Annotated in this window: 23 protein-coding genes and 1 other RNA gene; 11 read left to right on the forward strand and 13 right to left on the reverse strand. The window is 60.2% G+C overall.

Annotated elements, in window-relative coordinates:
• Window position 1: 1 nt before the first annotated feature.
• Complete coding sequence (locus CX511_RS24955; RefSeq protein WP_038615673.1) at window positions 2-472, reverse strand: Lrp/AsnC family transcriptional regulator; 471 nt, start codon at window positions 470-472, stop codon at window positions 2-4.
• A gap of 126 nt (window positions 473-598) precedes the next feature.
• Here CX511_RS24955 and CX511_RS24960 point away from each other — a divergent pair, with 126 nt between their 5' ends.
• The 3 genes from CX511_RS24960 to CX511_RS24970 all read left to right on the forward strand — a co-directional run bounded on the left by CX511_RS24960 (window position 599) and on the right by CX511_RS24970 (window position 3,098).
• A complete protein-coding gene (locus tag CX511_RS24960) occupies window positions 599-919 on the forward strand; it encodes an ACT-like domain-containing protein (RefSeq protein WP_045181586.1) in 321 nt (106 codons plus the stop codon).
• Window positions 920-1,018: 99 nt separating this feature from the next.
• Window positions 1,019-2,728, forward strand: a complete 1,710-nt coding sequence (locus CX511_RS24965) for a GspE/PulE family protein (protein WP_101293168.1) — start codon at window positions 1,019-1,021, stop codon at window positions 2,726-2,728.
• 52 nt (window positions 2,729-2,780) lie between these two features.
• The gene (locus CX511_RS24970) at window positions 2,781-3,098 is read left to right on the forward strand and encodes a DUF2388 domain-containing protein (RefSeq protein WP_045181579.1); all 318 of its coding nucleotides are present in this window, start codon (window positions 2,781-2,783) and stop codon (window positions 3,096-3,098) included.
• Window positions 3,099-3,172: 74 nt separating this feature from the next.
• Here the strand turns inward: CX511_RS24970 and gcvP are convergent, their stop codons facing one another.
• From gcvP to CX511_RS25020, 10 genes are all read right to left on the reverse strand, one after another.
• Window positions 3,173-6,046 carry an aminomethyl-transferring glycine dehydrogenase gene (gene gcvP, locus CX511_RS24975; protein WP_101293169.1) on the reverse strand — a complete coding sequence of 958 codons (2,874 nt, stop codon included), beginning with the start codon at window positions 6,044-6,046 and terminating at the stop codon, window positions 3,173-3,175.
• An 81-nt stretch (window positions 6,047-6,127) separates the two neighbouring features.
• Window positions 6,128-6,511 (reverse strand): glycine cleavage system protein GcvH, encoded by a 384-nt coding sequence (gene gcvH / locus CX511_RS24980; RefSeq protein ID WP_045181573.1) that lies wholly within the window; start codon window positions 6,509-6,511, stop codon window positions 6,128-6,130.
• Window positions 6,512-6,557: 46 nt separating this feature from the next.
• Window positions 6,558-7,640 carry a glycine cleavage system aminomethyltransferase GcvT gene (gene gcvT, locus CX511_RS24985; RefSeq protein ID WP_045181570.1) on the reverse strand — a complete coding sequence of 361 codons (1,083 nt, stop codon included), beginning with the start codon at window positions 7,638-7,640 and terminating at the stop codon, window positions 6,558-6,560.
• Window positions 7,641-7,762: 122 nt separating this feature from the next.
• Window positions 7,763-9,385 carry an ABC transporter permease gene (locus tag CX511_RS24990; RefSeq protein ID WP_045181567.1) on the reverse strand — a complete coding sequence of 541 codons (1,623 nt, stop codon included), beginning with the start codon at window positions 9,383-9,385 and terminating at the stop codon, window positions 7,763-7,765.
• A gap of 143 nt (window positions 9,386-9,528) precedes the next feature.
• Window positions 9,529-10,530, reverse strand: coding sequence for an extracellular solute-binding protein (locus tag CX511_RS24995; RefSeq protein ID WP_045181564.1), 1,002 nt, complete (start codon window positions 10,528-10,530; stop codon window positions 9,529-9,531).
• Window positions 10,531-10,633: 103 nt separating this feature from the next.
• A complete protein-coding gene (locus CX511_RS25000; RefSeq protein WP_177327753.1) occupies window positions 10,634-11,851 on the reverse strand; it encodes a 2-octaprenyl-3-methyl-6-methoxy-1,4-benzoquinol hydroxylase in 1,218 nt (405 codons plus the stop codon).
• A 9-nt stretch (window positions 11,852-11,860) separates the two neighbouring features.
• A complete protein-coding gene (locus tag CX511_RS25005; protein ID WP_045181559.1) occupies window positions 11,861-12,343 on the reverse strand; it encodes a DUF4442 domain-containing protein in 483 nt (160 codons plus the stop codon).
• A gap of 2 nt (window positions 12,344-12,345) precedes the next feature.
• Entirely contained in the window at window positions 12,346-13,539 is a 1,194-nt protein-coding gene (ubiH, locus tag CX511_RS25010) for a 2-octaprenyl-6-methoxyphenyl hydroxylase (protein ID WP_101293170.1), read from the reverse strand.
• The gene (gene pepP / locus CX511_RS25015; protein WP_045181554.1) at window positions 13,536-14,870 is read right to left on the reverse strand and encodes a Xaa-Pro aminopeptidase; all 1,335 of its coding nucleotides are present in this window, start codon (window positions 14,868-14,870) and stop codon (window positions 13,536-13,538) included. The genes ubiH and pepP overlap by 4 nt, the downstream gene beginning before the upstream one ends.
• A 22-nt stretch (window positions 14,871-14,892) precedes the next feature.
• Window positions 14,893-15,447 carry a YecA/YgfB family protein gene (locus tag CX511_RS25020; RefSeq protein ID WP_045181551.1) on the reverse strand — a complete coding sequence of 185 codons (555 nt, stop codon included), beginning with the start codon at window positions 15,445-15,447 and terminating at the stop codon, window positions 14,893-14,895.
• Between the two features lie 152 nt (window positions 15,448-15,599).
• On the opposite strand from CX511_RS25020, the gene CX511_RS25025 reads away from it, so the two are divergent.
• The 4 genes from CX511_RS25025 to CX511_RS25040 all read left to right on the forward strand — a co-directional run bounded on the left by CX511_RS25025 (window position 15,600) and on the right by CX511_RS25040 (window position 17,005).
• Entirely contained in the window at window positions 15,600-15,809 is a 210-nt protein-coding gene (locus CX511_RS25025) for a TIGR02449 family protein (protein WP_045181548.1), read from the forward strand.
• On the forward strand, window positions 15,806-16,120 hold the full coding sequence (locus tag CX511_RS25030; RefSeq protein WP_045181545.1) for a cell division protein ZapA: 315 nt from the start codon (window positions 15,806-15,808) through the stop codon (window positions 16,118-16,120). The genes CX511_RS25025 and CX511_RS25030 overlap by 4 nt, the downstream gene beginning before the upstream one ends.
• A gap of 18 nt (window positions 16,121-16,138) precedes the next feature.
• Window positions 16,139-16,317: non-coding RNA, 6S RNA (gene ssrS, locus CX511_RS25035), on the forward strand.
• Between the two features lie 79 nt (window positions 16,318-16,396).
• On the forward strand, window positions 16,397-17,005 hold the full coding sequence (locus CX511_RS25040) for a 5-formyltetrahydrofolate cyclo-ligase (protein ID WP_045181542.1): 609 nt from the start codon (window positions 16,397-16,399) through the stop codon (window positions 17,003-17,005).
• 18 nt (window positions 17,006-17,023) lie between these two features.
• Here CX511_RS25040 and CX511_RS25045 read toward each other — a convergent pair whose 3' ends face one another.
• The gene (locus CX511_RS25045) at window positions 17,024-17,164 is read right to left on the reverse strand and encodes a hypothetical protein (protein ID WP_177327751.1); all 141 of its coding nucleotides are present in this window, start codon (window positions 17,162-17,164) and stop codon (window positions 17,024-17,026) included.
• A 178-nt stretch (window positions 17,165-17,342) separates the two neighbouring features.
• Here CX511_RS25045 and CX511_RS25050 point away from each other — a divergent pair, with 178 nt between their 5' ends.
• The 4 genes from CX511_RS25050 to CX511_RS25065 all read left to right on the forward strand — a co-directional run bounded on the left by CX511_RS25050 (window position 17,343) and on the right by CX511_RS25065 (window position 22,683).
• Complete coding sequence (locus tag CX511_RS25050; protein ID WP_045181539.1) at window positions 17,343-17,792, forward strand: EVE domain-containing protein; 450 nt, start codon at window positions 17,343-17,345, stop codon at window positions 17,790-17,792.
• Window positions 17,793-17,885: 93 nt separating this feature from the next.
• Window positions 17,886-18,845 (forward strand): HlyD family secretion protein, encoded by a 960-nt coding sequence (locus tag CX511_RS25055; protein ID WP_045181536.1) that lies wholly within the window; start codon window positions 17,886-17,888, stop codon window positions 18,843-18,845.
• Entirely contained in the window at window positions 18,842-21,565 is a 2,724-nt protein-coding gene (rbbA, locus tag CX511_RS25060) for a ribosome-associated ATPase/putative transporter RbbA (RefSeq protein WP_101293171.1), read from the forward strand. Before CX511_RS25055 ends, rbbA begins: the two co-directional genes overlap by 4 nt.
• Window positions 21,565-22,683 (forward strand): ABC transporter permease, encoded by a 1,119-nt coding sequence (locus CX511_RS25065; protein ID WP_045181532.1) that lies wholly within the window; start codon window positions 21,565-21,567, stop codon window positions 22,681-22,683. Before rbbA ends, CX511_RS25065 begins: the two co-directional genes overlap by 1 nt.
• On the opposite strand, the gene CX511_RS25070 is transcribed toward CX511_RS25065, so the two are convergent.
• The gene (locus CX511_RS25070; RefSeq protein WP_101293172.1) at window positions 22,684-23,088 is read right to left on the reverse strand and encodes a flagellar basal body-associated protein FliL; all 405 of its coding nucleotides are present in this window, start codon (window positions 23,086-23,088) and stop codon (window positions 22,684-22,686) included.
• Window positions 23,089-23,118 lie beyond the last annotated feature (30 nt).

Below are 23,118 nucleotides of genomic sequence, written 5' to 3' on the forward strand. Positions count from 1 at the left end.
CCTAGCGCAGCACCGGCAAACTCGTCGTGGACTTGATTTCGGACAAGGCCACGATCGAGTTGACCTCCTGGATCCCCGGCACCATCGACAGCTTTTCGAAGAAGAAACGTTCGTACGCTTCGATGTCCGGGGTGACAATGCGCAGTAAAAAGTCCACTGCGCCCATCAGCACATAACACTCCAGCACCTCTGGGAAACCGCGAATCGCTTCGGTGAACTCGGTGAAGTTGGAGCGCCCGTGAGCATTGAGTTTGACCTCGGCGAAAATCTGCGTGTTCAGGCCAATCTTCTTGCGGTCGAGCAAGGTCACCTGACCGCGAATCACCCCCTCTTCCTTCAGACGCTGAATCCGTCGCCAGCACGGTGACTGGGAAAGCCCTACGCGCTCGGCAATCTGCGCACTGGAAAGCGACGCATCTTCCTGTAACAAGGCCAGGATGCGGCGGTCGTAGGCGTCCAGTTCGCTTTGCATAATAATTCCCCTATTGTGTACTGATGCGAATTGATCAATTCGAAGATTCGCCACATTCGCTGATCATAGAGAAAAAATACCCGCCTGCGCATGTGAAAATTTCTCACACTTAACCCGGAGAATTCCATGAGCGCACTTGAACGCTTCGACAGCCCTGTTACTCCACTGCGTGACGACGTCTGGGCCGCTGGCAGCGCCCATAGCTGCGTGCACTACCACCTGCAGGTCGAAGCTGAACCCGATAGCCTGTGCCGCCTACTGAACCTGTTCGCGCTGCAATTTCTCACCCCCCATAAAGTACTGATGAACCAACTGGACGATGTACTCAACGTCGAGATCGAGATTGCCGGCCTGAGCTGGCACCGCGCCGAATTGATTGCACAAAAAATGCGCAACTTGATCTGTGTCGATGAAGTCAGGCTGCAGCTTGTCCGGCGTACAGACTGAACTTGGCAATGCCTGGAAACGCATATCGGCCTTGCATTTGCCCACAGTCAACTACGCTTGTGATTGCCACCCCTTCAGGCAGCAAGGCAAGGACGCCACATGTCTGTCAGTACACAGGATCGCAGGCTGAGCCTGGACGATCTCCTGACTGATTTACTCAACGCGCAACTCATCACCCAGGATGCCGCTCAGGCGCTAAGCGCTCAAGGTCTGGGCGCCGACGTCCATCCCCTCGAACATATCGCCCGCCAAAGCCTGCCTGACCCACGCCAACCCGGCCAGCGCCTGAACCTTGAAACCCTAGGCCAGTGGCTGGCTCAACACGCCGGACTGCCCTATCTGCATATCGATCCACTGCAGCTTGATCTTGCCGCCACCACCGAACTGATGTCCGCAGCCTTCGCTCAACGTCACGGCATACTGGCGATAGCCGCTGATAGCCAAAGCATCACTGTGGCCAGTGCCGAACCCTATGTCAGAGCATGGGAAAGCGATCTGACGCGGGTGTTGCGACGACCGATCAAGCATGTGCTGGCCAGCCCTGTGCAAATTCGCCAGTTCAGCCAGACCTTCTTTCACCTGGCCCGTTCGGTCACCGGAGCCAGTCGTCAGCCATCAACATCCTCTTCAGGTGGCAACCTCGAACAACTGCTTGATCTCGGCGCAAACGGCCAGCAGCGTAGTGACGATGAAGCCCATATCGTCACCATCGTCGATTGGCTGCTGCAATACGCGATCGATCAACGCGCCAGTGACATCCATCTGGAGCCCCGGCGAGACCAGGGCCATATGCGCTTTCGCATCGACGGGGTGCTGCACCCGGTCTATCAGTTCCCGGCAGAGGTCACCCTGGCCATCATCAGCCGCCTGAAAACCCTCGGGGGCATGAATGTGGTGGAAAAGCGTCGCCCTCAGGACGGGCGGATCAAGACCCGCCTGCAGGATGGCAACGAAGTCGAACTGCGCTTGTCGACCCTGCCCACCACCTTTGGTGAGAAGCTGGTACTGCGTATCTTCGACCCTCTCCTTCTGCAGCAGAATTTCGCCCAACTTGGCCTGGACGGCGACGACCTGAAGCGTTGGCAGGGGCTGATTGGACAGCGCCACGGCCTGATCCTGGTTACCGGGCCCACCGGCTCCGGCAAGACCAGTACCCTGTACGCCACACTCAAGTACCTGGCCACACCTGAGGTCAACTTGTGCACGGTCGAAGACCCAATTGAAATGGTCGAACCCGGCTTCAATCAGTTGCAGGTGCACACGGCGATAGACCTGGGCTTTGCCGAAGGCGCCCGCGCCCTGCTACGCCAGGACCCAGACATCATCATGATCGGTGAAATTCGCGACCTGGAGACCGCCCAGGTGGCCTTCCAGGCGGCGCTGACCGGCCACCTTGTGCTCTCTACCCTGCACAGTAACGATGCCTGCAGCGCCATCAACCGCTTGCTTGAATTAGGCGTTGCGCCACACTTGATCAAGGCTGGACTGATCGGGGTCATGGCCCAGCGCTTGGTACGAACGCTCTGCAGTGCCTGCAAGGCGCCAGCCGCCAAGGGCGACGCGGGCTACCAGGCTACAGGCTGCAACGGGTGCAGGCAGACCGGCTATCACGGGCGCACCGGTATCCATGAATTACTGTGTATGAACGAACGACTGATTGGCCTGATCCGCGCCGATACAGACCTGGCATTACTCCGTCAGCAAGCCGTCGAGGCAGGCCTGAAAAGCTTGCAGCAGAGCGGTGCACAAAAGGTAGCGACTGGACTGACCACAACGGCGGAAGTGCTCAGGGTCGCACCAGGGAACTAGACGCAGGCAAACCACTCCAAGCTGCCAGTTAATCAGTTGGAGTCACCCCTCGATGCGTCTCAAATTTGCAGTCGCGACCCTTGCCCTGCTCTCCCTGCCAATCGGTTCGGCCATGGCCGATACGTTCTGGCGCAATGTCATTTCCTCCGGCGCGACCACTGCTTCGACGTATCTGACGTCCAAGGATCACAAGCTGGTCGTTGCCACTCAGGACGATGCCAGCAGCTTTGTTGCCAGCCAAGGCGCAATCCGTGGGCCATACCTGGAAGCCGCGATGCACAAAGTGCGGGCTGATAACCCAGAGCTTGAAGTGAGCGACATGGACCTGGCTAACGCGATTCTGGCCAAGAATGCGGTAGCGAGCGAATAACGGTCGAACCCTGTGGGAGCTGGTCTTGCCAGCAAGGCTGACTCCCACAGTCGTCCTGCACAACACAGCCCCATCTACCGATAATCCTCCACCGGCACACAGGCACAGAACAGGTTCCGGTCCCCAAACACATTGTCCACTCGGTTCACCGCCGGCCAATACTTGTGCAGGCGCGCATGCTCACTTGGCGCAATGCCCTGAGCGATGCTGTACGGACGCTCCCAGATACCCAATACATCCGCCAAGGTATGCGGCGCATGCTTGAGCGGGTTGTCTTCTGCCGGCCAGTTACCGTCCTGCACTTCACGAATCTCCGCACGAATACTGAGCATCGCCTCGACAAAGCGATCCAGCTCGGCCTTTGACTCACTTTCGGTCGGCTCGACCATCAACGTCCCCGGTACCGGAAACGACATGGTCGGCGCATGGAAACCGTAATCCATCAGACGCTTGGCGACATCCTCTTCGGTTATCCCGGTCAGTGCTTTCAACGGCCGTAGATCAAGAATGCACTCATGGGCCACGCGCTCATTACGCCCGCGGTACAGCACCGGAAAGGCTCCGCCAAGCTGCTCAGCAAGGTAGTTGGCCGAGAGGATCGCCACTTCGCTGGCATCGGCCAGCTGCGGGCCCATCATGGCGATATACATCCAGCTGATTGGTAAAATGCTCGCACTCCCCCACGGCGCGGCGCTGACTGCGGTGTTCTGTGGGTCCGGCCCGGGCACCGGGACCACCGGGTGGCTGGCCACGAAGGGCGCCAAGTGGGCCCGCACGCCAATCGGCCCCATGCCCGGCCCACCACCACCATGAGGGATGCAGAAAGTCTTGTGCAGGTTCATGTGCGAGACATCGGCGCCAATATCAGCGGGCCGGGTCAGGCCGACCTGGGCATTGAGGTTGGCACCATCCATGTATACCTGACCGCCCTGTTTGTGGATAACCTCGCAGATCTCACTAATGCCTTCTTCATACACCCCATGGGTCGATGGGTAGGTCGCCATCAAGCATGACAGACGTTCTCCGGCGGCCTGAGCCTTGGCCTTGAGGTCGGTCAGATCAACGTTACCCGCTTCATCACACTCGACGATCACCACCTGCATGCCGGCCATCTGCGCCGACGCTGGGTTGGTGCCGTGAGCCGACGAAGGAATCAGACAAATATCCCGCTGGCTCTGATGACGGCTGCGGTGATACTTGGCAATCGCCATCAACCCGGCGTATTCACCCTGGGCGCCGGAGTTGGGCTGCATACAGACTGCATCAAAGCCGGTGATCGCGCACAGCCAGGCTTCCAGCTCATCGATCATTGCCTTGTAACCCTGCACTTGCGCCGCAGGAGCAAAAGGATGCAACAAGGCAAACCCTGGCCAGGTGATCGGGATCATCTCGCTCGTAGCGTTGAGCTTCATAGTGCAGGAGCCCAAGGGAATCATCGACTGGTTGAGCGCCAGGTCCTTGTTCTCCAGCTGTTTGAGGTAGCGCAGCATCTCGGTTTCACTGTGGTGCAGGTTGAACACCGGATGAGTGAGGAAGGCCGAACGCCGCACCAAACCTGCCGGAATGCCTTCGGGCAGGGCCTGAGCATCGAGGCTGGCGATATCCAGGCCATGATCGGCACCAAGGAAAATATCGAACAAGCGCAGTACCGTGCTTTCGTCACAGGTTTCGTCGAGGCTGACGCCCAACTGGCCCCGGCCGAGTATGCGTAAGTTGATTTGCGCGGCCTCAGCGCTCTCGATTATTGCAGTCTGGCTGCCACCCACCTCCAGCGTCAGGGTGTCGAAGAAGTGCTGATTGAGGCGCTTGATGCCTTTGCTTTCAAGGCCTGCAGCCAGAATGAAGGTCAGCGCATGCACCCGCTGAGCAATCTGCTGCAAGCCTTGCGGGCCGTGGTAAACCGCATAGAACGCAGCGATGTTGGCCAGCAGTACCTGTGCAGTACAGATGTTGGAGTTGGCTTTCTCGCGGCGGATATGTTGTTCGCGGGTTTGCAGAGCCATGCGTAGCGCCACGTTGCCGCGAGCATCCTTAGACACGCCAATGATACGTCCGGGCATGGCCCGTTTGAATTCATCGCGGCAGGCAAAGAAGGCAGCATGCGGGCCGCCGTAACCCATCGGCACGCCAAATCGCTGGGACGACCCCAAGACCACATCAGCCCCCTGCTCACCTGGCGGGGTCAGCATCAGCAGACTGAGCAGGTCGGCGGCCACACAGGCCAGGGCATGCTGCTTATGCAACTGCTCGATCACCGGACGCAGGTCGCGAATCTCACCATGGGTATCGGGGTACTGCAACAAAGCGCCGAACACCTGGTAGTTGGCCAGGTTATCCACAGCATCGATAACCAACTCGAAGCCAAAGCCTTCGGCGCGGGTCTGCAGCACCGAAAGCGTTTGTGGATGGCTGTGCTCATCGGCAAAGAACACATTGCTTTTCGACTTCGCCATGCGCTTGGCCAGGGCCATGGCTTCGGCCGCCGCCGTGGCTTCATCGAGCAATGAGGCGTTGGCCAGGTCCAACCCGGTGAGGTCGATGATCATCTGCTGGAAGTTGAGCAAGGCTTCCAGGCGGCCCTGGGCAATTTCCGGCTGATAAGGCGTGTAGGCGGTGTACCAGCCCGGGTTTTCCAGAACGTTACGCAGGATGACGGCCGGTGTGATCGTGCCGTGGTAGCCCATGCCGATCAGACTGGTCCAGACTTGGTTCTGTTCGGCATAACCCCTGAGCTTGCTCAGAGCAGCCTGTTCGTCCAAGGCGGCAGGCAAGTCCAGTGGCCGGTTCAGGCGGATGCCCGGCGGGACGGTCTGTTCGATCAATTCACCACGACTGCCCAAACTCAGGGCCTGCAGCATGGCCTGCTGCTCCGAGGCATCGGGGCCCAAGTGACGACGCAAGAACGGATTGGGGTCGTGCAGTTGGCTCAGGGACGGCGACTGGGACATAGCGGCTCTCTCTTCCTAGACCAAGCCCCGACCAACCGAGGCATATTGAGTCTAGGAAGAGATTGCCGCTTTGTGTGAAAACTATTCGCCGATGGCGGCTTTGTAGCCGGCAGCGTCAAGCAGCTTGTCCAGTTCGGCGGTGTTGCTTGGCTTGAGCTTGAAGATCCAGCTGCCATACGGATCGCTGTTCAGCGACTCAGGGCTGTCGGCCAGCGCTTCGTTGACCGCGATCACTTCACCGCTGACCGGAGCGTAGATGTCCGAGGCAGCCTTGACCGACTCGACCACGCCAGCAGCATCGGCTGCAGCGAAGACTTTACCAACCTCGGTCAGCTCAACGAACACTACGTCGCCCAGGGCTTCTTGGGCGTGGTCGCTGATACCTACAGTTACGCTACCGTCAGCTTCCAGCCTGGCCCACTCGTGGCTTTCGGCAAAACGCAGGTCGGCGGGGATATTGCTCATCTTGTTGTCCTCGATAGGGTAAGCGGTCAGCCCGCCAAAAATAGGTTCAGATCAGAATCTTGCCATGGCGCACGAAGGTCGGCTTGACCACCCGCACCGGGTACCACTTGCCGCGGATCTCCACCTCGGCACGATCGGCGGTTGCCATCGGCACCCGCGCCAGCGCAATCGATTTGCTCAGCGTAGGAGAGAAACTACCACTGGTGATCTCCCCTTCGCCAATCCCGGCGACGCGCACGACCTGGTGAGCGCGCAGGACGCCACGCTCCTCCAGCACCAGGCCGACCAGTTTCTGCTCGACACCCCGCTCGATTTCCGCCAGCAATCCGTTGCGACCGATGAACTCGCGCTCAGCCGGCTCCCAGGCAACGCTCCAGCCCAGGTTCGACGTCAGCGGCGTGTGGTCCTCGTCGATGTCCTGGCCATACAGGTTCATGCCCGCTTCAAGGCGCAAGGTATCGCGGGCGCCAAGGCCGCTCGGAGCGATACCGGCACCGACCAGGTCGTTGAAGAAGGCAGGCGCCTGCAGGGCGGGTAAAATTATTTCCAGGCCGTCTTCGCCGGTATAGCCGGTACGGGCGACAAACCAATCACCTTCGGCTCGGCCTTCGAAGGGTTTGAGTTCGCGGATCAGGGTTGCTCGCGGAGCGCTTACCAACTCGGCGACCTTGCTGCGCGCCTCAGGCCCCTGGATGGCCAGGATGGCCAGCTCCGGGCGCTCAGTGAGTTCGACCTGGAACGCGCCTTTGTGGTCGTTCAGCCACTTCAGGTCCTTGTCACGGGTCGAAGCGTTAACCACCAAACGATAACCCTCATCGCAGCGGTAGACGATCATGTCGTCAATGACCCGGCCCTGCTCGTCCAGCATGGTGCTGTACAAGGCTTTGCCCGACTCAGCCAGACGATTGACGTCATTGGCCAGCAAACGCTGCAGCCAGACACTGGCCTGGTCGCCATGAACATCGATAACGGTCATGTGGGAAACATCGAACACCCCGCAGTCACGGCGCACCTGATGGTGCTCCTCGACCTGGGAGCCGTAATGCAGGGGCATGTCCCAACCGCCAAAATCGACCATCTTGGCGCCTAGCGCCAGGTGCAGGTCATACAGAGGCGTACGCTGTCCCATGGGTTTCTCCTTCCGGGCGTGGCGAAGCTAACGGCTGTAGGTAGCGTTGTAGCTACCTGGTCTGTAGGACCAACCGCAGCGAATGCCGCGCATTGTAGCTGCAAGCTTGAAGGCTGGCACCCTCAGCGCGTTTGACCGACGTGTCGAGCTGAACGTCGTATCAGGCCGATGACCGGCAACAGGCCGACCAGAATCAGCGTCAAGGCAGGCAACGAAGCCCGTGCCCACTCGCCTTCGCTGGTCATCTCAAACACCCTGACGGCCAGGGTGTCCCAACCGAACGGGCGCATCAGCAAGGTGGCTGGCATCTCTTTGAGGACGTCGACGAACACCAGCAAGGCAGCACTCAAGGCACCCGGCACCAGTAACGGAAGATACACCTTGAAAAACAATCTCGGACCACTGACCCCGAGGCTACGGGAAGCCTCCGGTAACGACGGGCGAATTCGCCCCAGGCTATTTTCCAGCGGCCCATAGGCCACAGCGATGAAGCGCACCAAGTAAGCCAGCAGCAACGCATACAAACTGCCCAACAACAGTGGCCTCCCGGCGCCTCCCAGCCAGTTGGACAGTGGCACCACGACCTGATTGTCGAGGTAACTGAAGGCCAGCATGATCGACACTGCCAATACCGAACCTGGCAAGGCATAGCCCAGGTTTGCCAGGCCGACCCCGGCGCGAATGCCTGGTGTCGGCGCTTGCCTGCGGGCAAACGCCAGTATCAGGGCTACACCGACGGTGATCAGTGCTGCCATAGCCCCTAGGTAGAGGGTATGCAGGATCAGACTGGTATAGCGCTCATCCAGATCAAAGCGTCCGCGCTTCCAGAACCACACCAGCAATTGCAGCACCGGGATGACAAACGCGCAGGCAAACACCAATAGGCACCAACTGCTGGCCGCCAGTGCCTTGATGCCCCGCAGGTGGTACAACGCCTTGCCTCGTGGACGCTCATTGCTGCTACGCACCGCGCCACGGGCCCGGCGCTCGCCGTACAACACCAGCATTACCACCAGCAACAGCAAGCTGGCCAACTGGGTAGCACTCGACAGGCTGAAGAAGCCATACCAGGTCTTGTAGATTGCCGTGGTAAAGGTGTCGAAATTGAACACCGACACCGCGCCAAAATCGGCCAGGGTCTCCATCAGCGCCAACGCTATACCGGCACCGATGGCCGGGCGCGCCATCGGTAGCGCCACCCGCCAGAAGGCTTGCAGGGGTGAAAGGCCCAGCACTCTCGCCGCCTCCATCAGGCCTTTTCCCTGGGCCAGGAAGGCGGTACGGGCAAGCAGGTAGACATAGGGATAGAACACCAGCACCAGAACGATGATCACCCCACCCGTGGAGCGCACGCGCGGCAAGCGCATCGGCCCGAATGCTTCACGCAGCAGGGTTTGCACAGGGCCGGCAAAGTCCAGCAAGCCAACAAAGACAAATGCCAGCACGTAGGCGGGAATGGCAAATGGCAGCATCAATGCCCAGTCCAGCCAGCGCCGCCCGGGGAACTCGCACAGACTGGTGAGCCAGGCCAGGCTCACGCCCAGTACAGTGACGCCCACTCCGACACCGACAATCAAGGTCAAGGTATTGCCCAACAAGCGGCTCATCTGGGTATCGAGCAGGTGCGACCATATCTGCGTGTCGAGTGACTGCCAGGACAGCAGCAACACACTCAGCGGCAGCAGGACCAGAGCGGCGATGGTGAAAACCAGGGGATACCAGCGGCGTTGGGCGGGGTGAGCCAAAAGAAAATCTCTGTGGGGAAGATTGCGACCGCGTTGCGGTCGATCGCTGGCAAGGCCAGCTCCCACAGGATGCTGTCAAAGTGGGAGCTGACATTGCCAGCGATTGGGGCCCTTCAGGGCCCCGCAAGGATAAAGCCTTGCGCTTAGTTCCAGCCAGCCCGATCCATCAGACGAATTGCCTCAGCCTGACGCTTACCGGCGATTTCAACCGGGATACTGTCAGCCTTGAACTTGCCCCAGGCCGCCACTTCTTCCGACGGTGCCACGCTTGGGTTAGCCGGGAATTCCTGGTTTACACCAGCGAAAATCTTCTGCGCCTCTGGACCGGTCATCCACTCGACCAGCTTCTTCGCGGCCTCAGGGTGTGGCGCATACTTGGTCAGGCCAATACCCGACAGGTTGACGTGCACACCGCGATCGGCCTGGTTTGGCCAGAACAGCTTGACCGCCAGCTTCGGGTCTTCCTTGTGCAGGCGACCATAGTAGTAGGTGTTGACGATACCGACGTCGCACTGACCCGCGTTGATGGCTTGCAGCAAGGCGGTGTCATCGGAGAACACGTCAGTGGACAGGTTGTTGACCCAGCCCTTGATGATTTCCTCGGTTTTCTTCTCGCCGTGGGTTTCGATCAGGGTCGCGGTCAGCGACTGGTTGTAGACCTTTTTCGCCGTGCGCAGGCACAGGCGGCCTTCCCAGTTCTTGTCAGCCAGGGCTTCGTAGGTGCTCAGCTCTTCAGGTTTGACCCGATCGGTGGAGTAGGCGATGGTCCGCGCACGCAGGCTGAGGCCAGTCCAGTCATGGGACGAAGCGCGGTACTGAGCAGGAATATTTTTGTCGATCACCTCAGACTTAATCGGCTGGAGGATGCCCATTTGCTCAGCCTGCCAGAGGTTACCGGCATCGACCGTGAGCAACAGGTCGGCGGTGGCGTTCTGCCCCTCGGCCTTGATGCGCTGCATCAGCGGCGCTTCCTTGTCGGTGATGAACTTGATCTTGACCCCGGTCTCTTTGGTGTAGGCGTCGAACACCGGCTTGATCAGCTCGTCGATGCGCGAGGAATACACCACCACCTCGTCCGCCGCCTGGGCAGTGCCGCCCAACAGGGTCAGAGCCAGGGCGGCCAATACGTGCTTGCGTGGCAACATGGTGCAGTCCTCGGAGTTCAAATAGAGGCGCAAATGGTAGTTAATCCCATTTGCCTTCTCAACCGAACTCACCGGGGAGGAGTTACCAGATGTTACAGCGGCATCAGGTCCGGGCCAGTGCCGGCAAATCACCGCTCAAGCCCAACGCCTGACGGACAAACACAGCCTTGGCTTCGGGCAATTGCTCAACCCATTTCAGGCCACTGTTGCGCAACCAGCGCAACGGCAGCGGGTCGGCCTGGAACAAGCGCTCGAAACCTTCCATCGCCGCCATCAGCGCCAGGTTGTGCGGCATGCGCCGCCGCTCAAAACGGCTCAACACACGCACATCAGCCAAGCGCTCACCGCGCTCGTAGGCATGCAGCAGTTCTTCGGCCAGTACCGCTGCATCGAGAAAGCCGAGGTTGACGCCCTGCCCCGCCAACGGATGAATGGTGTGCGCGGCGTCACCGATCAGCGCCAGGCCTTCGGCCACATAGCGCTTGGCATGCCGCTGGCGCAGCGGCACACAAAGCCGTGGATCGGCCTCAAGCACAGCCCCTAAGCGGCCTTCAAAGGCGCGCTCGAGTTGCGCACAGAAATCCGCGTCGTCCAGCTTCATCAGGCGTTCGGACTGTTCTGGTGTTGTCGACCAGACGATCGAACACCAATCTTGCTGGCCATCGCGAAGCAATGGCAGGAACGCCAGCGGTCCATCGTCAGTAAAACGTTGCCAGGCGGTCGCCTGATGCGGCTGAGCGCACCGCACGCTGGTGACAATGGCGTGGTGAAGGTAATCCCACTCACGCGTCTCACACCCTGTCAGACGCCGCACAGCAGAATTCGCGCCATCAGCGGCAATGACCAGTGGCGCACGCAAGGTGCGGCCATCGGCAAGGGTCAGCAGCCACTCGTCACCGGAACGGCGCATCTGCTCCAGACGGGCATTGGCCAACAGACCAATTTCACTGTCATGCAGGCGCTCCAGCAGACCATCCTGAACCACCCGGTTCTCGACAATGTGTCCCAACACCTCGGCATGCACGCTGGCCGCCGAGAAATGGATCTGGCCGGTGCCGCTACCGTCCCAGACACGCATGTCCGAGTAAGGGCTGATACGTCGCTGTTCAATCCCCGGCCAGGCACCCAGGCGTTCGAGAATGCGTTGGCTGGCCATCGACAGGGCGCTGACCCGTGGCTCGAAGGCGGACTGCTCATCAAAGGGTTTGATCGACAGCGGACTACCGTCGAGCAGAAGAATTTCCAGGCCACTGTGCTGCAAAGCCAGGGCCAGGGCGCTGCCGACCATACCGGCACCGACAATCAACAGATCTGCGCGCATTTCCATGCCTTAAGCCTGTCTCGCTTGCGGCTTTAGCCGCACGTAAAGGGTTTTGTCGACCTGCGCCACCAGCTCACCGGCAGCGTCGCGGATATCGACCTGAAGTCGTGGCAGATATTTCTTGCCGCCTGCGGTGTGCTCGCGAATCTCGGCGAGCAGCGCGTCATTAATGCGCAAGTCGGCAAACACAGGGCCTTTGCCCGGTGCAATGAAGTCGATACTGGCAGCTTTGTCCCAGACGATGTACTCGCGGCCTAGCAGTTCCATCAGCATCAGCATGTAGAACGGATCGACCATCGAATACAGGCTGCCGCCGAACTGGGTATGGACATAATTGCGATTGAACCAGTGCAGGCCCATGCGCACCTTCACCTGGCGCAGGTCGGGGCTGATGCTTTGCACGCGGATGCCCGCGCCGAGGTACGGCGGATAGAGGTTCAGCATCCAGCGCAGCATGCGTGCACGCCGTGCCAGTTTGCGCGGATCGCTCATGCTCAGCTCCGTGAGTCCGGGCGGGTTCCCAGGCCCATGGCCTGCCGGGCAAACCAACGTTTGGCCGGGGGCAACAGGTCGAGCCCTAACAGCCCCAGGTTGCGCCCGGTGGCAATCAGCGGTTGCGCGCTGCCAAACAAGCGGGTGACGCGGTCGGAGAAGCCCACGGTCAGCTCCTGATCTAGGCGCTGGCGCTCGCGATAGGCCTGCAGCGTGGCAAAGTCACCAGGAACAGCAGGACCTGCCAGCAAACCTTCGGCCAACGCCTGCACATCGCGCAGAGACAGGTTGAAACCCTGACCGGCAATTGGGTGCAGGCTATGGGCGGCATTGCCCAGAACCACCAGATGCGGACGCACCTGCTCCTGAGCCTCGATCAACGACAAGGGATACAGGTGCCGCGCACCGACCTGGCGCAAGGTGCCCAAGCGGTAACCGAACACACTTTGCAATTCGCTGAGGAAGCTGCGCTCGTCCACTTCGGCCAAGCGTTTGGCGTCCATGCCGGCACGGGTCCAGACCAGCGCACAGCGGTTTTCCGGCAAAGGTAGCAGCGCCATCGGCCCCTCATCGGTGAAGCGCTCAAACGCCTGACCACAGTGGGCTTCGCTCGGCGTGATATTGGCAATCAGGGCACTCTGGTTGTACGGCCGCGAGCTGACATGAATACCCAGTTGCTCGCGCAGGCCGGATCGACCACCATCGGCCAGCACCGCCAGGTCGCATTCGACCACCGTATCGTCATTGAGCGTCAGCTGATAACCGTCCTCCAGCGCCTGCATAGCCGTCACTTCTGCCGGGCAGCGCCAACTTACCACTTCGGCGTCCAAGCCTTTCCACAGGCACTGGCCGAGCCAGGCGTTCTCCACCACATAACCCAGGGCTGGCACGCCCTCTTCCAGCGCGTCCAGACGCGTCGCACCAAAGCGGCCACGGTCGGACACCTGGATCTGGCGGATCGGTTCGGCGCGGCGGCTGATCTGCTGCCACAGGCCCAAACGCTCATAAATCTGTCGGGTGCCGAAAGACAAAGCCGAGGAGCGGGCGTCATAGCTCGGTTGGTAGCTGTCGCCCGGCGCGAACGGCTCAATCAGCAGAATCTTCCAGCCACGCGTCTTGGCACCGGCTTGCAGGGTAAGCGCCAGGCTCGCGCCAACCAGGCCACCGCCAATGATTGCCAGGTTGACCCGATTCATGCCGCAGCACTGCGCGCAGCAGCCATCAAGGCTTCGATTTCGGCCACTGTCTTGGGAACACCTGAGGTCAGGATTTCACAGCCCTGCTTTGTTACCACTACGTCATCCTCGATACGTACACCAATACCACGCCATTTTTTCGCGACGCTCTGGTTATCGGCACCGATGTAGATGCCTGGCTCCACCGTCAGGGCCATACCCGGTTCGAGCTCACGCCACTGACCTCCGACCTTGTATTCACCAACATCGTGCACATCCATGCCCAGCCAGTGCCCGGCGCGGTGCATGTAGAAAGCCCGGTAGGCCTCACTTTCGATCAGCGCCTGTACATCACCTTTGAGCAGGCCCAACGCGACCAGGCCTTCAGTGATCACCTGCACCGTCGCCTCATGGGCGTGGTTCCAGTGCTTGCCTGGTGCAATCACGGCAAACGCCGCCTCCTGCGCCTTGAGTACCAGTTCGTAGATCGCCTTTTGCTCCGGCGAGAACTGCCCGCTGACCGGAAAGGTCCGGGTGATGTCGCTGGCGTAGCAATCGATCTCGCAGCCCGCGTCAATCAGCACCAGGTCCCCGTCTTTAAGCAGCGCGTCATTCTCCTGGTAGTGCAGGATGCAGCCGTTGCGGCCAGCGGCAACGATAGAGCCATAGGCCGGCATCTTCGCCCCGCCCTTGCGGAACTCGTAATCGAGCTCGGCCTCCAGGCTGTATTCGCGTAACCCTGCACGGCAGGCCTGCATGGCTCTGACGTGAGCCCGGGCAGAAATTGCCGCCGCCTCACGCATTACTTTCACTTCTGCCGCCGACTTATACAGGCGCATGTCATGCAGCAGATGATCCAGGGCAACGAATTCGTTCGGTGGCTGGGCGCCTAGGCGGGCCTTGGAGCGGATCACGTTGATCCAGTCCATCAGGTGACGGTCGAATTCCGGGTTGCTGCCCATGGCCGAGTAGACCCGGTCACGGCCTTCGATCAGACCGGGCAGGATGTCGTCGATGTCCGTGATGGGAAAGGCGTCATCGGCGCCAAAATCGCGGATCGCACCTTCCTGACCGGCGCGCAGGCCATCCCAGAGCTCACGCTCGGGATTGCGTTCACGGCAGAACAGTACGTATTCGCCGTGCTCACGACCGGGGATCAGGGCAATCACCGCTTCAGGCTCGGGGAAGCCGCTCAAGTACTGGAAGTCGCTGTCCTGGCGGTACACATGCTCGACGTCACGGTTGCGAATGGCAACCGCAGCGGCGGGCAGGATGGCAATGCTGTTGGGCTCCATCTGCGCCATCAGCGCCTTGCGTCGACGGGCGTATTCCGACTTGGGGATATGGCTCATGGGCAGTGGGGTCCCTCTGCAATCAGTGCAGCGAAGGTTTGGCTGCAGGCTCGACTGGCTTGGCCAGCTCGGTGTACAGCAGCAGCGGAGCGACGCGCAGGTATTCCATTACTTCCATATAGTCGCTTTCGCCGTCTTCGGATTCTTCCAGAGCGTCCTGAACCTGGGAAATGGCATCCAGATCCTGCAGGACTTCCTTGGCCTCGATGCTCAAGGTCAAGCCACCGGCGTTCAGACCAAAGCCATAGAGGAAGCCCTTGCACCACTCACCCAGGGCCGCGGCGCGTTCAGTCAGCGCGACATCATCGCCCGGCAGCAACAGCACGACAGTGATATCGTCACCGGTGAGCTCACCCTTGACCATCTCTTGTAGACCGATCAAAGCGTTACGAACGTTGTCTGCCGGATCATTTTCCAGCAGGTGCGCGGCATCGGCCAACCAGGCTTCGGCATCAAAGCCGGCACCGGTGCAACTGCGTCCGAGCAACAGCCCGTGCAGTTCGGCAGGGGATACAGGATGCCCGTTGCTGCTGAGCAAAGTGGCGAAAGCGGTGTACGGCGAATTGGTATTGGGCATGGGCAACTAGGCGCCAGACGGCGCAATGACTAGAATGAAGACCTTGTATCCTAGCACCGGCAGGCGCGCCAAGACCATCGACGCGGCCAACTCGGGGCAGGCCGGGGCATAAACCGGGCAACCACCCGCCAGACCGAATCGAGTGGCAACCAATGCAAGAGAACGATCTGCAAACGCTGATGGGCCGATTCGAACTGCTGATTGAGCGGGTCGAGCAACTAAAACGGCAAAACGCACTCCTAATAGCTCAGGAAAAGTCCTGGCGCGAGGAGCGCGCCCACCTCATCGAAAAAAACGAAATCGCCCGGCGTAAGGTCGAATCGATGATTTTGCGACTCAAGGCCCTGGAGCAAGACTCATGAGTTCAAGCAATAGCGTCACCGTTCAGATCCTCGACAAAGAATATTCGATCATCTGTCCGCCCGAAGAGCGCAGCAACCTAGTCAGCGCAGCGCGCTACCTGGATGGCAAGATGCGCGAAATCCGCAGCAGCGGCAAAGTCATTGGCGCCGACCGGATCGCGGTGATGGCTGCGCTGAACATCACCCACGACCTGCTGCACAACCAGGAACGCCCTGAAGTGCCAACGGGTGCCAGCCGTGAACAGGTGCGCGACCTGCTGGAACGAGTCGATCAGGCCCTGACCGACGATGCGGATACAAAACCCCGTTGAGTTTCAGTATACTGGCGCCACTCCCTGGAGTGCTTGCCAGTCGGTCATGTCCCTGAGCCGATACGCACAACCACGGGGGTTGCACGTTGGGGCCGGTGTGCATGTCCGCTTGACGGAAAGCCTGAACGCCTCCTGCAATCTCCACCTTGAACTTTCGGGTTCAAGGGCTACACCGACAGCGGTTCGTCGGGGAGCCTGAATTACCTTTGTTCGCGTCACACGCGTGCAATCGAGCTGTCGCCTTCGGCGACAGCCCTCTCTGGGAACGCCCGTGCCATGACCGACACCGCGCCGCTCACCCGCCCCCAACTTCGCCGCCTGTTACGAGATGCCCGTCGCGCCCTGAGCCCAGCCGAGCAACGCCAGGCTGCGCGTGGACTGTACCGGCAACTGGCCCAGCATCCACTGTTTCGCCGCGCCAGGCACATCGCCCTGTATTTGCCCAATGATTGCGAGATCGACCCCCGCCTGTTGTTGCGCGAAGCTCAGCGGCGCGGCAAGCGCACCTACTTACCGGTGCTGCAGGCTTGGCCAAGAAGCAAAATGGTCTTTCAACGCATCGAACACGGCGAAAAATTGCGCCCCAACCGCTTTCGCATCCCCGAGCCACACATCAGCTTGGCGCGGCAACGACCAATCTGGGCACTGGACCTGATCCTGCTGCCATTGGTGGGATTCGACGAGGTGGGTGGCCGACTGGGCATGGGCGGTGGCTTCTACGATCGAAGCCTGGCCTATCAGGCCCGCCGAAAGGCGTGGAAAAAGCCTTTGCTGCTGGGGCTGGCACATGAATGCCAAAAGGTCGAACGACTGGCCCAAGCCAGTTGGGATGTACCACTACAAGGAACGGTCTCGGACCGTGGCTGGTACCTGGCGCCTGGCTAAGAGGCGCAAGCACAGCGATCAACGCTGTTGCGAATTGACCGGCATCTCATAAGGAGCGTCGAGCTTGCGCTCCCATAGGCTTTGCGCATAACCGGTAGTGACCACACCCAAACCGAACAAAAATACCAAAATCCAGAGCAAGTCCGGTTTGCGATTCATCGATTGCCCCCCTCAGGCAAACTGATCACGTGTCAGCAACATTTTTATGGGTTGCAGCAGCGTCAAGCTTAAAATGGGCGCATTCTCCGACAACGCGCGTCGACACGCAAACCTTGACGCCAACCGACTGTCGGTTTCATGCAACAGGTTATTTCAAATTTTGTCAGGAGCAGCACCCATGGCCTATTGGCTGATGAAATCCGAGCCCGATGAACTCTCGATCAAGGATCTGGCACGCTTGAAACAGGCGCGCTGGGACGGTGTTCGTAACTATCAGGCACGCAATTTCCTGCGCACCATGGCAGTGGGTGACCAATTTTTCTTCTACCACTCCAGCTGCCCCGAGCCCGGCATTGCCGGTATCGCCAAGATCAGTGCCGCCGCCTACCCCGACCCGACAGCCCTGGACCCGCAAAGCCACTATTTCGACGCCAAAGCCAATGAAGACAAAAACCCTTGGAGCGCCGTCGACGTTGCTCACGTAGAGACTTTCAGCAAGATCTTGGGCCTGGGATACCTCAAGCAACAGACCGCCCTGGCCGAACTACCCCTGGTACAGAAAGGCAGTCGCCTGTCAGTGATGCCGGTGACTCCCGAACAATGGGCTGCGGTACTCGCCTTACGCTAAACAGCGTAGGATTGCGGACTGATTGACCAATATCAACGCGCCAGGATCGGTGCCACGTCACACTCTGACGTGAATGCAGCAGGATGCAGACTGATGAGCCAACATACCCCAAAACTGTTCGCTGGCGCCTTGATCGCCCTGCTTCTGGCTGCGGGCGGCCTGGGCTACTGGAAATCCCTGCACGATCGCTTGCCCGACGGCCTGAGCATGGGCAACGGCCGGCTCGAAGCCACTGAAGTGCAGATCGCCACCAAGATTCCTGGACGCCTGGCCGAAGTACTGGCCGATGAAGGTGACAAGGTTACTCAGGGCCAACTTTTAGCCCGTATCGACACCCGCACCCTCGAGGCCCAGCGTAACCAGGCTGAGGCAGAAGTACTGCGCGCCCAGGAAAACTACTCTGCCGCCCAGGCCAACGTGCAACTGCGCCAAAGCGAACTGCTACTGGCCAGCCAGGAACTCAAGCGCGTACGGGAAATTTTCCTGCGCAAATACGCCAGCCAACAATTGCTCGACCAGCAGCAAGCACGTTATGACACGGCCAACTCTGCAGTCGTCGCCGCACGTGCTCAACTGGCAGCCATCAAGGCCGCCATCGGTGCCGCCCAGGCTCAAGTCGCCCAACTCACCAGTGAAATCGACGACAGCAGCCTACGTGCGCCGATCAACGGCATCATTCAGTTGCGCCTGGCCGAGCCCGGTGAAGTCCTTGGCGCGGGTGGGCGGGTATTGATGCTGATCGACCCCAATGACCAGTACATGAACCTCTACCTGCCAGCGTCGACCAGCGGTCGGCTGACCGTCGGCGATCAGGCCCGAGTAGTGCTCGATGCCCTGCCGGAAAAGGCTCTGCCAGCGAAGATTGCCTTTGTGGCTGCCAAAGCTCAGTTCACGCCAAAACAAGTGGAAACCCGCGACGAACGGCAAAAGCTGGTGTTTCGGGTCAAGCTGCGCCTAACCGAACCCAGCGCCGTGCCGCAAGCCAAGCCTGGCATGCCAGGCGCAGGCTACGTGCGCACCGCTGAAGTGGACTGGCCGGCCAACCTGCAATGAACGCACTGGCGCTGCAGGCCGAGGGTATCAGCCATCGTTATGGCAAGCTGGGCGCCCTGCAGGACATCACCTTCAATCTGCCTGCGGGCACTCGCTGCGGCCTGATCGGCCCGGATGGAGCCGGCAAATCCAGCCTGCTCGGTCTGATTGCCGGGGTGAAAAAACTGCAAAACGGTGAGCTCTCAGTGCTCGGCGGCTCAATCCGCAAGCGCCGCCACCGCAATAGCCTATACCCGCGTATCGCCTTTATGCCTCAGGGGCTGGGCAACAACCTCTACCCCGAGTTGTCGATCCGCGAAAACATCCGTTTCTTCGCTACCCTGTTCGGTCTCAGCGCGGTGGAATGCGAGCGGCGCATGCACAACCTGCTGCTAGCCACCGACCTCGAACGCTTTGCCGAGCGACCTGCCGGCAAGTTGTCCGGTGGCATGAAGCAGAAGCTCGGATTGTGCTGTGCCCTGATCCACGAACCGGACTTGTTGATCCTCGACGAGCCAACAACAGGTGTAGACCCATTGTCACGCCGACGTTTTTGGGAACTCGTGGAGCAGGTCCGCAAGGATCGACCGCAGTTGACCCTGTTGGTAGCCACGGCGTACATGGAGGAGGCCGAGCAGTTTGAACACTGCCTGATGCTCGATCGCGGCAAATTAATTGCCTCAGGGCTTAGCGCCGAACTTGCCGGCGTCACCGCCAGCGGCAAGCTGGATGACGCCTTCACTCATTACCAAGGCGACAGTGCACACGCCGCGCAACCCCTGCAGATTCCTCCGCGCCCTGACGGCGACACGACGATTGCGATCGAAGCGCATGAACTGACCCTGCGCTTCGGGGATTTCACTGCGGTGAACAAGGTCAGCTTCGCCATCGGTCGCGGTGAAATCTTCGGCTTTCTCGGCTCCAACGGCTGCGGCAAGACCACTACCATGAAAGTGCTCACCGGATTGATGCCGGCCAGCGAAGGCAGCGCCACCCTGCTGGGTCGACCCGTGGACGCCAAAGACCTGGCCACGCGCAAGCGGGTCGGTTTCATGTCGCAGAGTTTCTCGCTGTATGGCGAGCTGAGCGTGCGCCAGAACCTGGAACTGCACGCCCGACTGTTCGATCTGCCCAAGGCTGACAGCGCACCGCGTATCGCCGAGCTGATCGAGCGCTTTGACCTCGGCGCAATCGCCGACCAGCAATCCGGGGCCTTGCCGTTGGGCCTGCGCCAACGCCTGTCATTGGCGGTGGCAGTCCTGCACCGGCCTGAAGTGCTGATCCTCGACGAACCGACTTCGGGGGTCGACCCGGCTGCCCGTGATGACTTTTGGCGCTTGCTGATCGAACTGTCACGGGATCAAGGGGTGACTATCTTCCTCTCCACCCACTTCATGAACGAGGCGCTGCGTTGTGACCGCATCAGCCTGATGCACGCCGGTAAGGTATTGGCTTGCGACACACCTGCCGCACTCCAGCAGCAGTTCGCCGGCGCCACCCTGGAAGACGCATTTGTCACCTGTCTTGAACAAGCCCAAGGTACGAGCGAAACGTCTGCCGCTACAAAGCAACTGGATGCACCCGCCGCGACAGTGCCACTGTTGATGTCCCAGGGTTTCAGCATCAGACGCCTGTTCGCCGTGGCTACCCGCGAAGGCAAAGAGTTGCTGCGTGACAAAGTTCGCTTGGCCTTCGCCCTGCTCGGCGCCTTGTTCATGATGGTGATCTTCGGCTACGGCATTTCGCTGGATGTGGAAAACCTCGCGTTCGCCGTCTACGACCAGGATCAGACCCCACAAAGCAGGGCTTACCTTGAAGCCTTCCGCGGCTCACGCTATTTCGCCGAACAACCACCCATTCGCGATTCGGCACAGTTGCATAAGCGTCTGCAGCGTTCAGAAATCAAATTGGCCCTGGAGATCCCACCCGGGTTTGCTCGCGACCTGCACGCCGGACGCCAGCCAGTGGTGGCCGCCTGGCTCGACGGCGGCATGCCGTTTCGCGCCGAGACCAGCCGCAACTACGTCGAAGCCGTGCACCAGGCCAACCTTGAGCAATTGGCGGCGCTGAGCAGCCAGGCACTCCCCGGACAAACACCGGTACGCCTGGAGACCCGCTTTCGCTACAACCAAGATGTGGTCAGCGTCAATGCTATCGGCCCGGGGGTGATGGCGCTGATCCTCGCCTTCATTCCCGCCATGCTCACGGCCTTGGGTATCGTTCGCGAGAAAGAACTGGGCTCGATCACCAACTTTTATGCTACGCCACTGACCCGCCTGGAGTTCCTGCTCGGCAAGCAGGCGCCGTACCTGGCCATCAGCCTGGTCAATCTGGCCTTGCTAGTGGCAATGAACCGCTGGCTGTTTGGTGTGCCGTTCAAAGGTAGCGCCGTGGCACTGGCCTGTGGTGGGCTGTTGTACCTGCTGGCAACCACCAGCCTGGGCCTGCTGATCTCCGCCTTCACCCGCACGCAAATTGCCGCGATCCTCGGCACCATGATCATCACCAGCCTGCCGACCATCCAATTCTCCGGGCTGATCGTACCGCGCTCCTCACTCGATGGCTCGGCTGCGCTGATGGGGCAACTGTTCCCGGCTGGCTACTTTCTCGATATCGCCGTCGGCACCTTCACCAAGGCGCTGAGTCTGCGTGAGCTATGGCCGCAGTGCCTGGCGCTGCTGGGTTTCTTCCTCGGTTTCACCGGCCTGAGCCTGGCCATGCTGAAGAAGCAGGAGGTCTGATGCATCGTTTGGCACACACCCTGCGCCTGGGCCTGAAGGAACTGACCAGTCTGCGCCACGACAGCGTACTGCTGCTGTTTCTGCTCTATGCCTTCAGCGTGGCGATCTACATGCCGGCAGCGGGATCGATCATCGGCGTGCACAATGCCAGCGTGGCAGTAATCGACGAAGACCACAGCATGGTTTCGCGCAAGCTCGCCGAAGCCCTGCAGCCACCCGAGTTCCAGCCTGCAGTGCCGCTCGCCTACGATCAGCTGGACCAGGCCATGGACAGCGGCCTGTACACATTCGTGATCAATATACCGGTGAATTTTCAAAGCGACTTGCTGGCCGGACGTTCGCCGGAACTGCAGGTCAATGTCGACGCCACGGCCATGAGCCAGGCGTTCATGGGCGCCGGCTACATTGGACGAATCTTCGAACGCGAGTTGCTCGACTATGCCAACCAGGGTTCTGCCGCAGCCAACATCCCGGCGCTGATCAGCCCAAGGGCACTCTTCAACCCGAACCTGGAAGGCGGCTGGTTTCTGGCGGTAATCCAGATCGTCAACAACATCACCATCCTGGCGATTGTTCTCACCGGCACCGCTCTATTGCGCGAACGTGAACATGGCACCCTCGATCACCTGCTGGTGCTGCCACTGACAGCGCTGGAGATCATGCTGGCAAAAATCGGCAGCAATGCCCTAGTGGTGGTGCTGTGCACTTGGATATCGCTGGAGGTGGTGGTCAAAGGCGCCCTGGGCGTCCCGCTAGCAGGCTCGCTGAGCTTGTTCCTGGCGGTTACCGCGCTGTACCTGTTTGCCAGTACTGCACTGGGAATTTTTCTCGCCACCCTGGCGCGCTCGACCCCGCAATTCGGCCTGCTGGCGATTCCGGTGATCATCCCCATGCTCTTGCTGTCCGGGGGCAGTACACCGCTAGACAGCATGCCGCAATGGCTACAGTGGGTAATGCAGCTATCGCCTTCGACCCACTTTGTCAGCCTCAGCGCTGCGATCCTGTTCCGCGACGCCGGCCTGACGGTAGTCTGGCCGGATCTTCTGGCGCTGACCGCCATTGGCCTGGCGTTCTTTGCTATTGCCTTGAGACGTTTCCGCAGCAGCCTGACATCCTGATTACTGCACAATCAGGTTGTTGAACAGCAGGTCATCAACCAGCGGCTTGCCTTCTTCGTTCTCCAACACTTGTTGGACCTGCTTCAGGGCTTCCTGACGCAGCTTTTCCTTGGCCTCGACATTACTCATGCTTTCCAGGTTCTGCTGGGTGAACAGCGCCACCAGTTGATTGCGGATCAGCGGTTCATGGTGCTTGACCGCAGTCGCCGCCACATCGCTGTTTACCCGCAGGGCAACGTCGGCTTTGTACACGCGCAGCTTCGGGCCGCCATCCAGGGCATAGTTGCCAACGAAGGGTGGGCTCAGGGAAATGTAGGAGACCTTCGGTTCCCCTTCCTTGGCTTCTTCGGCCATGGCCGCCATCGGCAGCATCAGCGCCAGTACCATCAAGATCCACGCTTTCACGAATTCGCTCCTCAAACAGTTGGCGCCAGC

The sequence above is a fragment of the Pseudomonas sp. S06B 330 genome, assembly GCF_002845275.2.
GTDB lineage: Bacteria > Pseudomonadota > Gammaproteobacteria > Pseudomonadales > Pseudomonadaceae > Aquipseudomonas.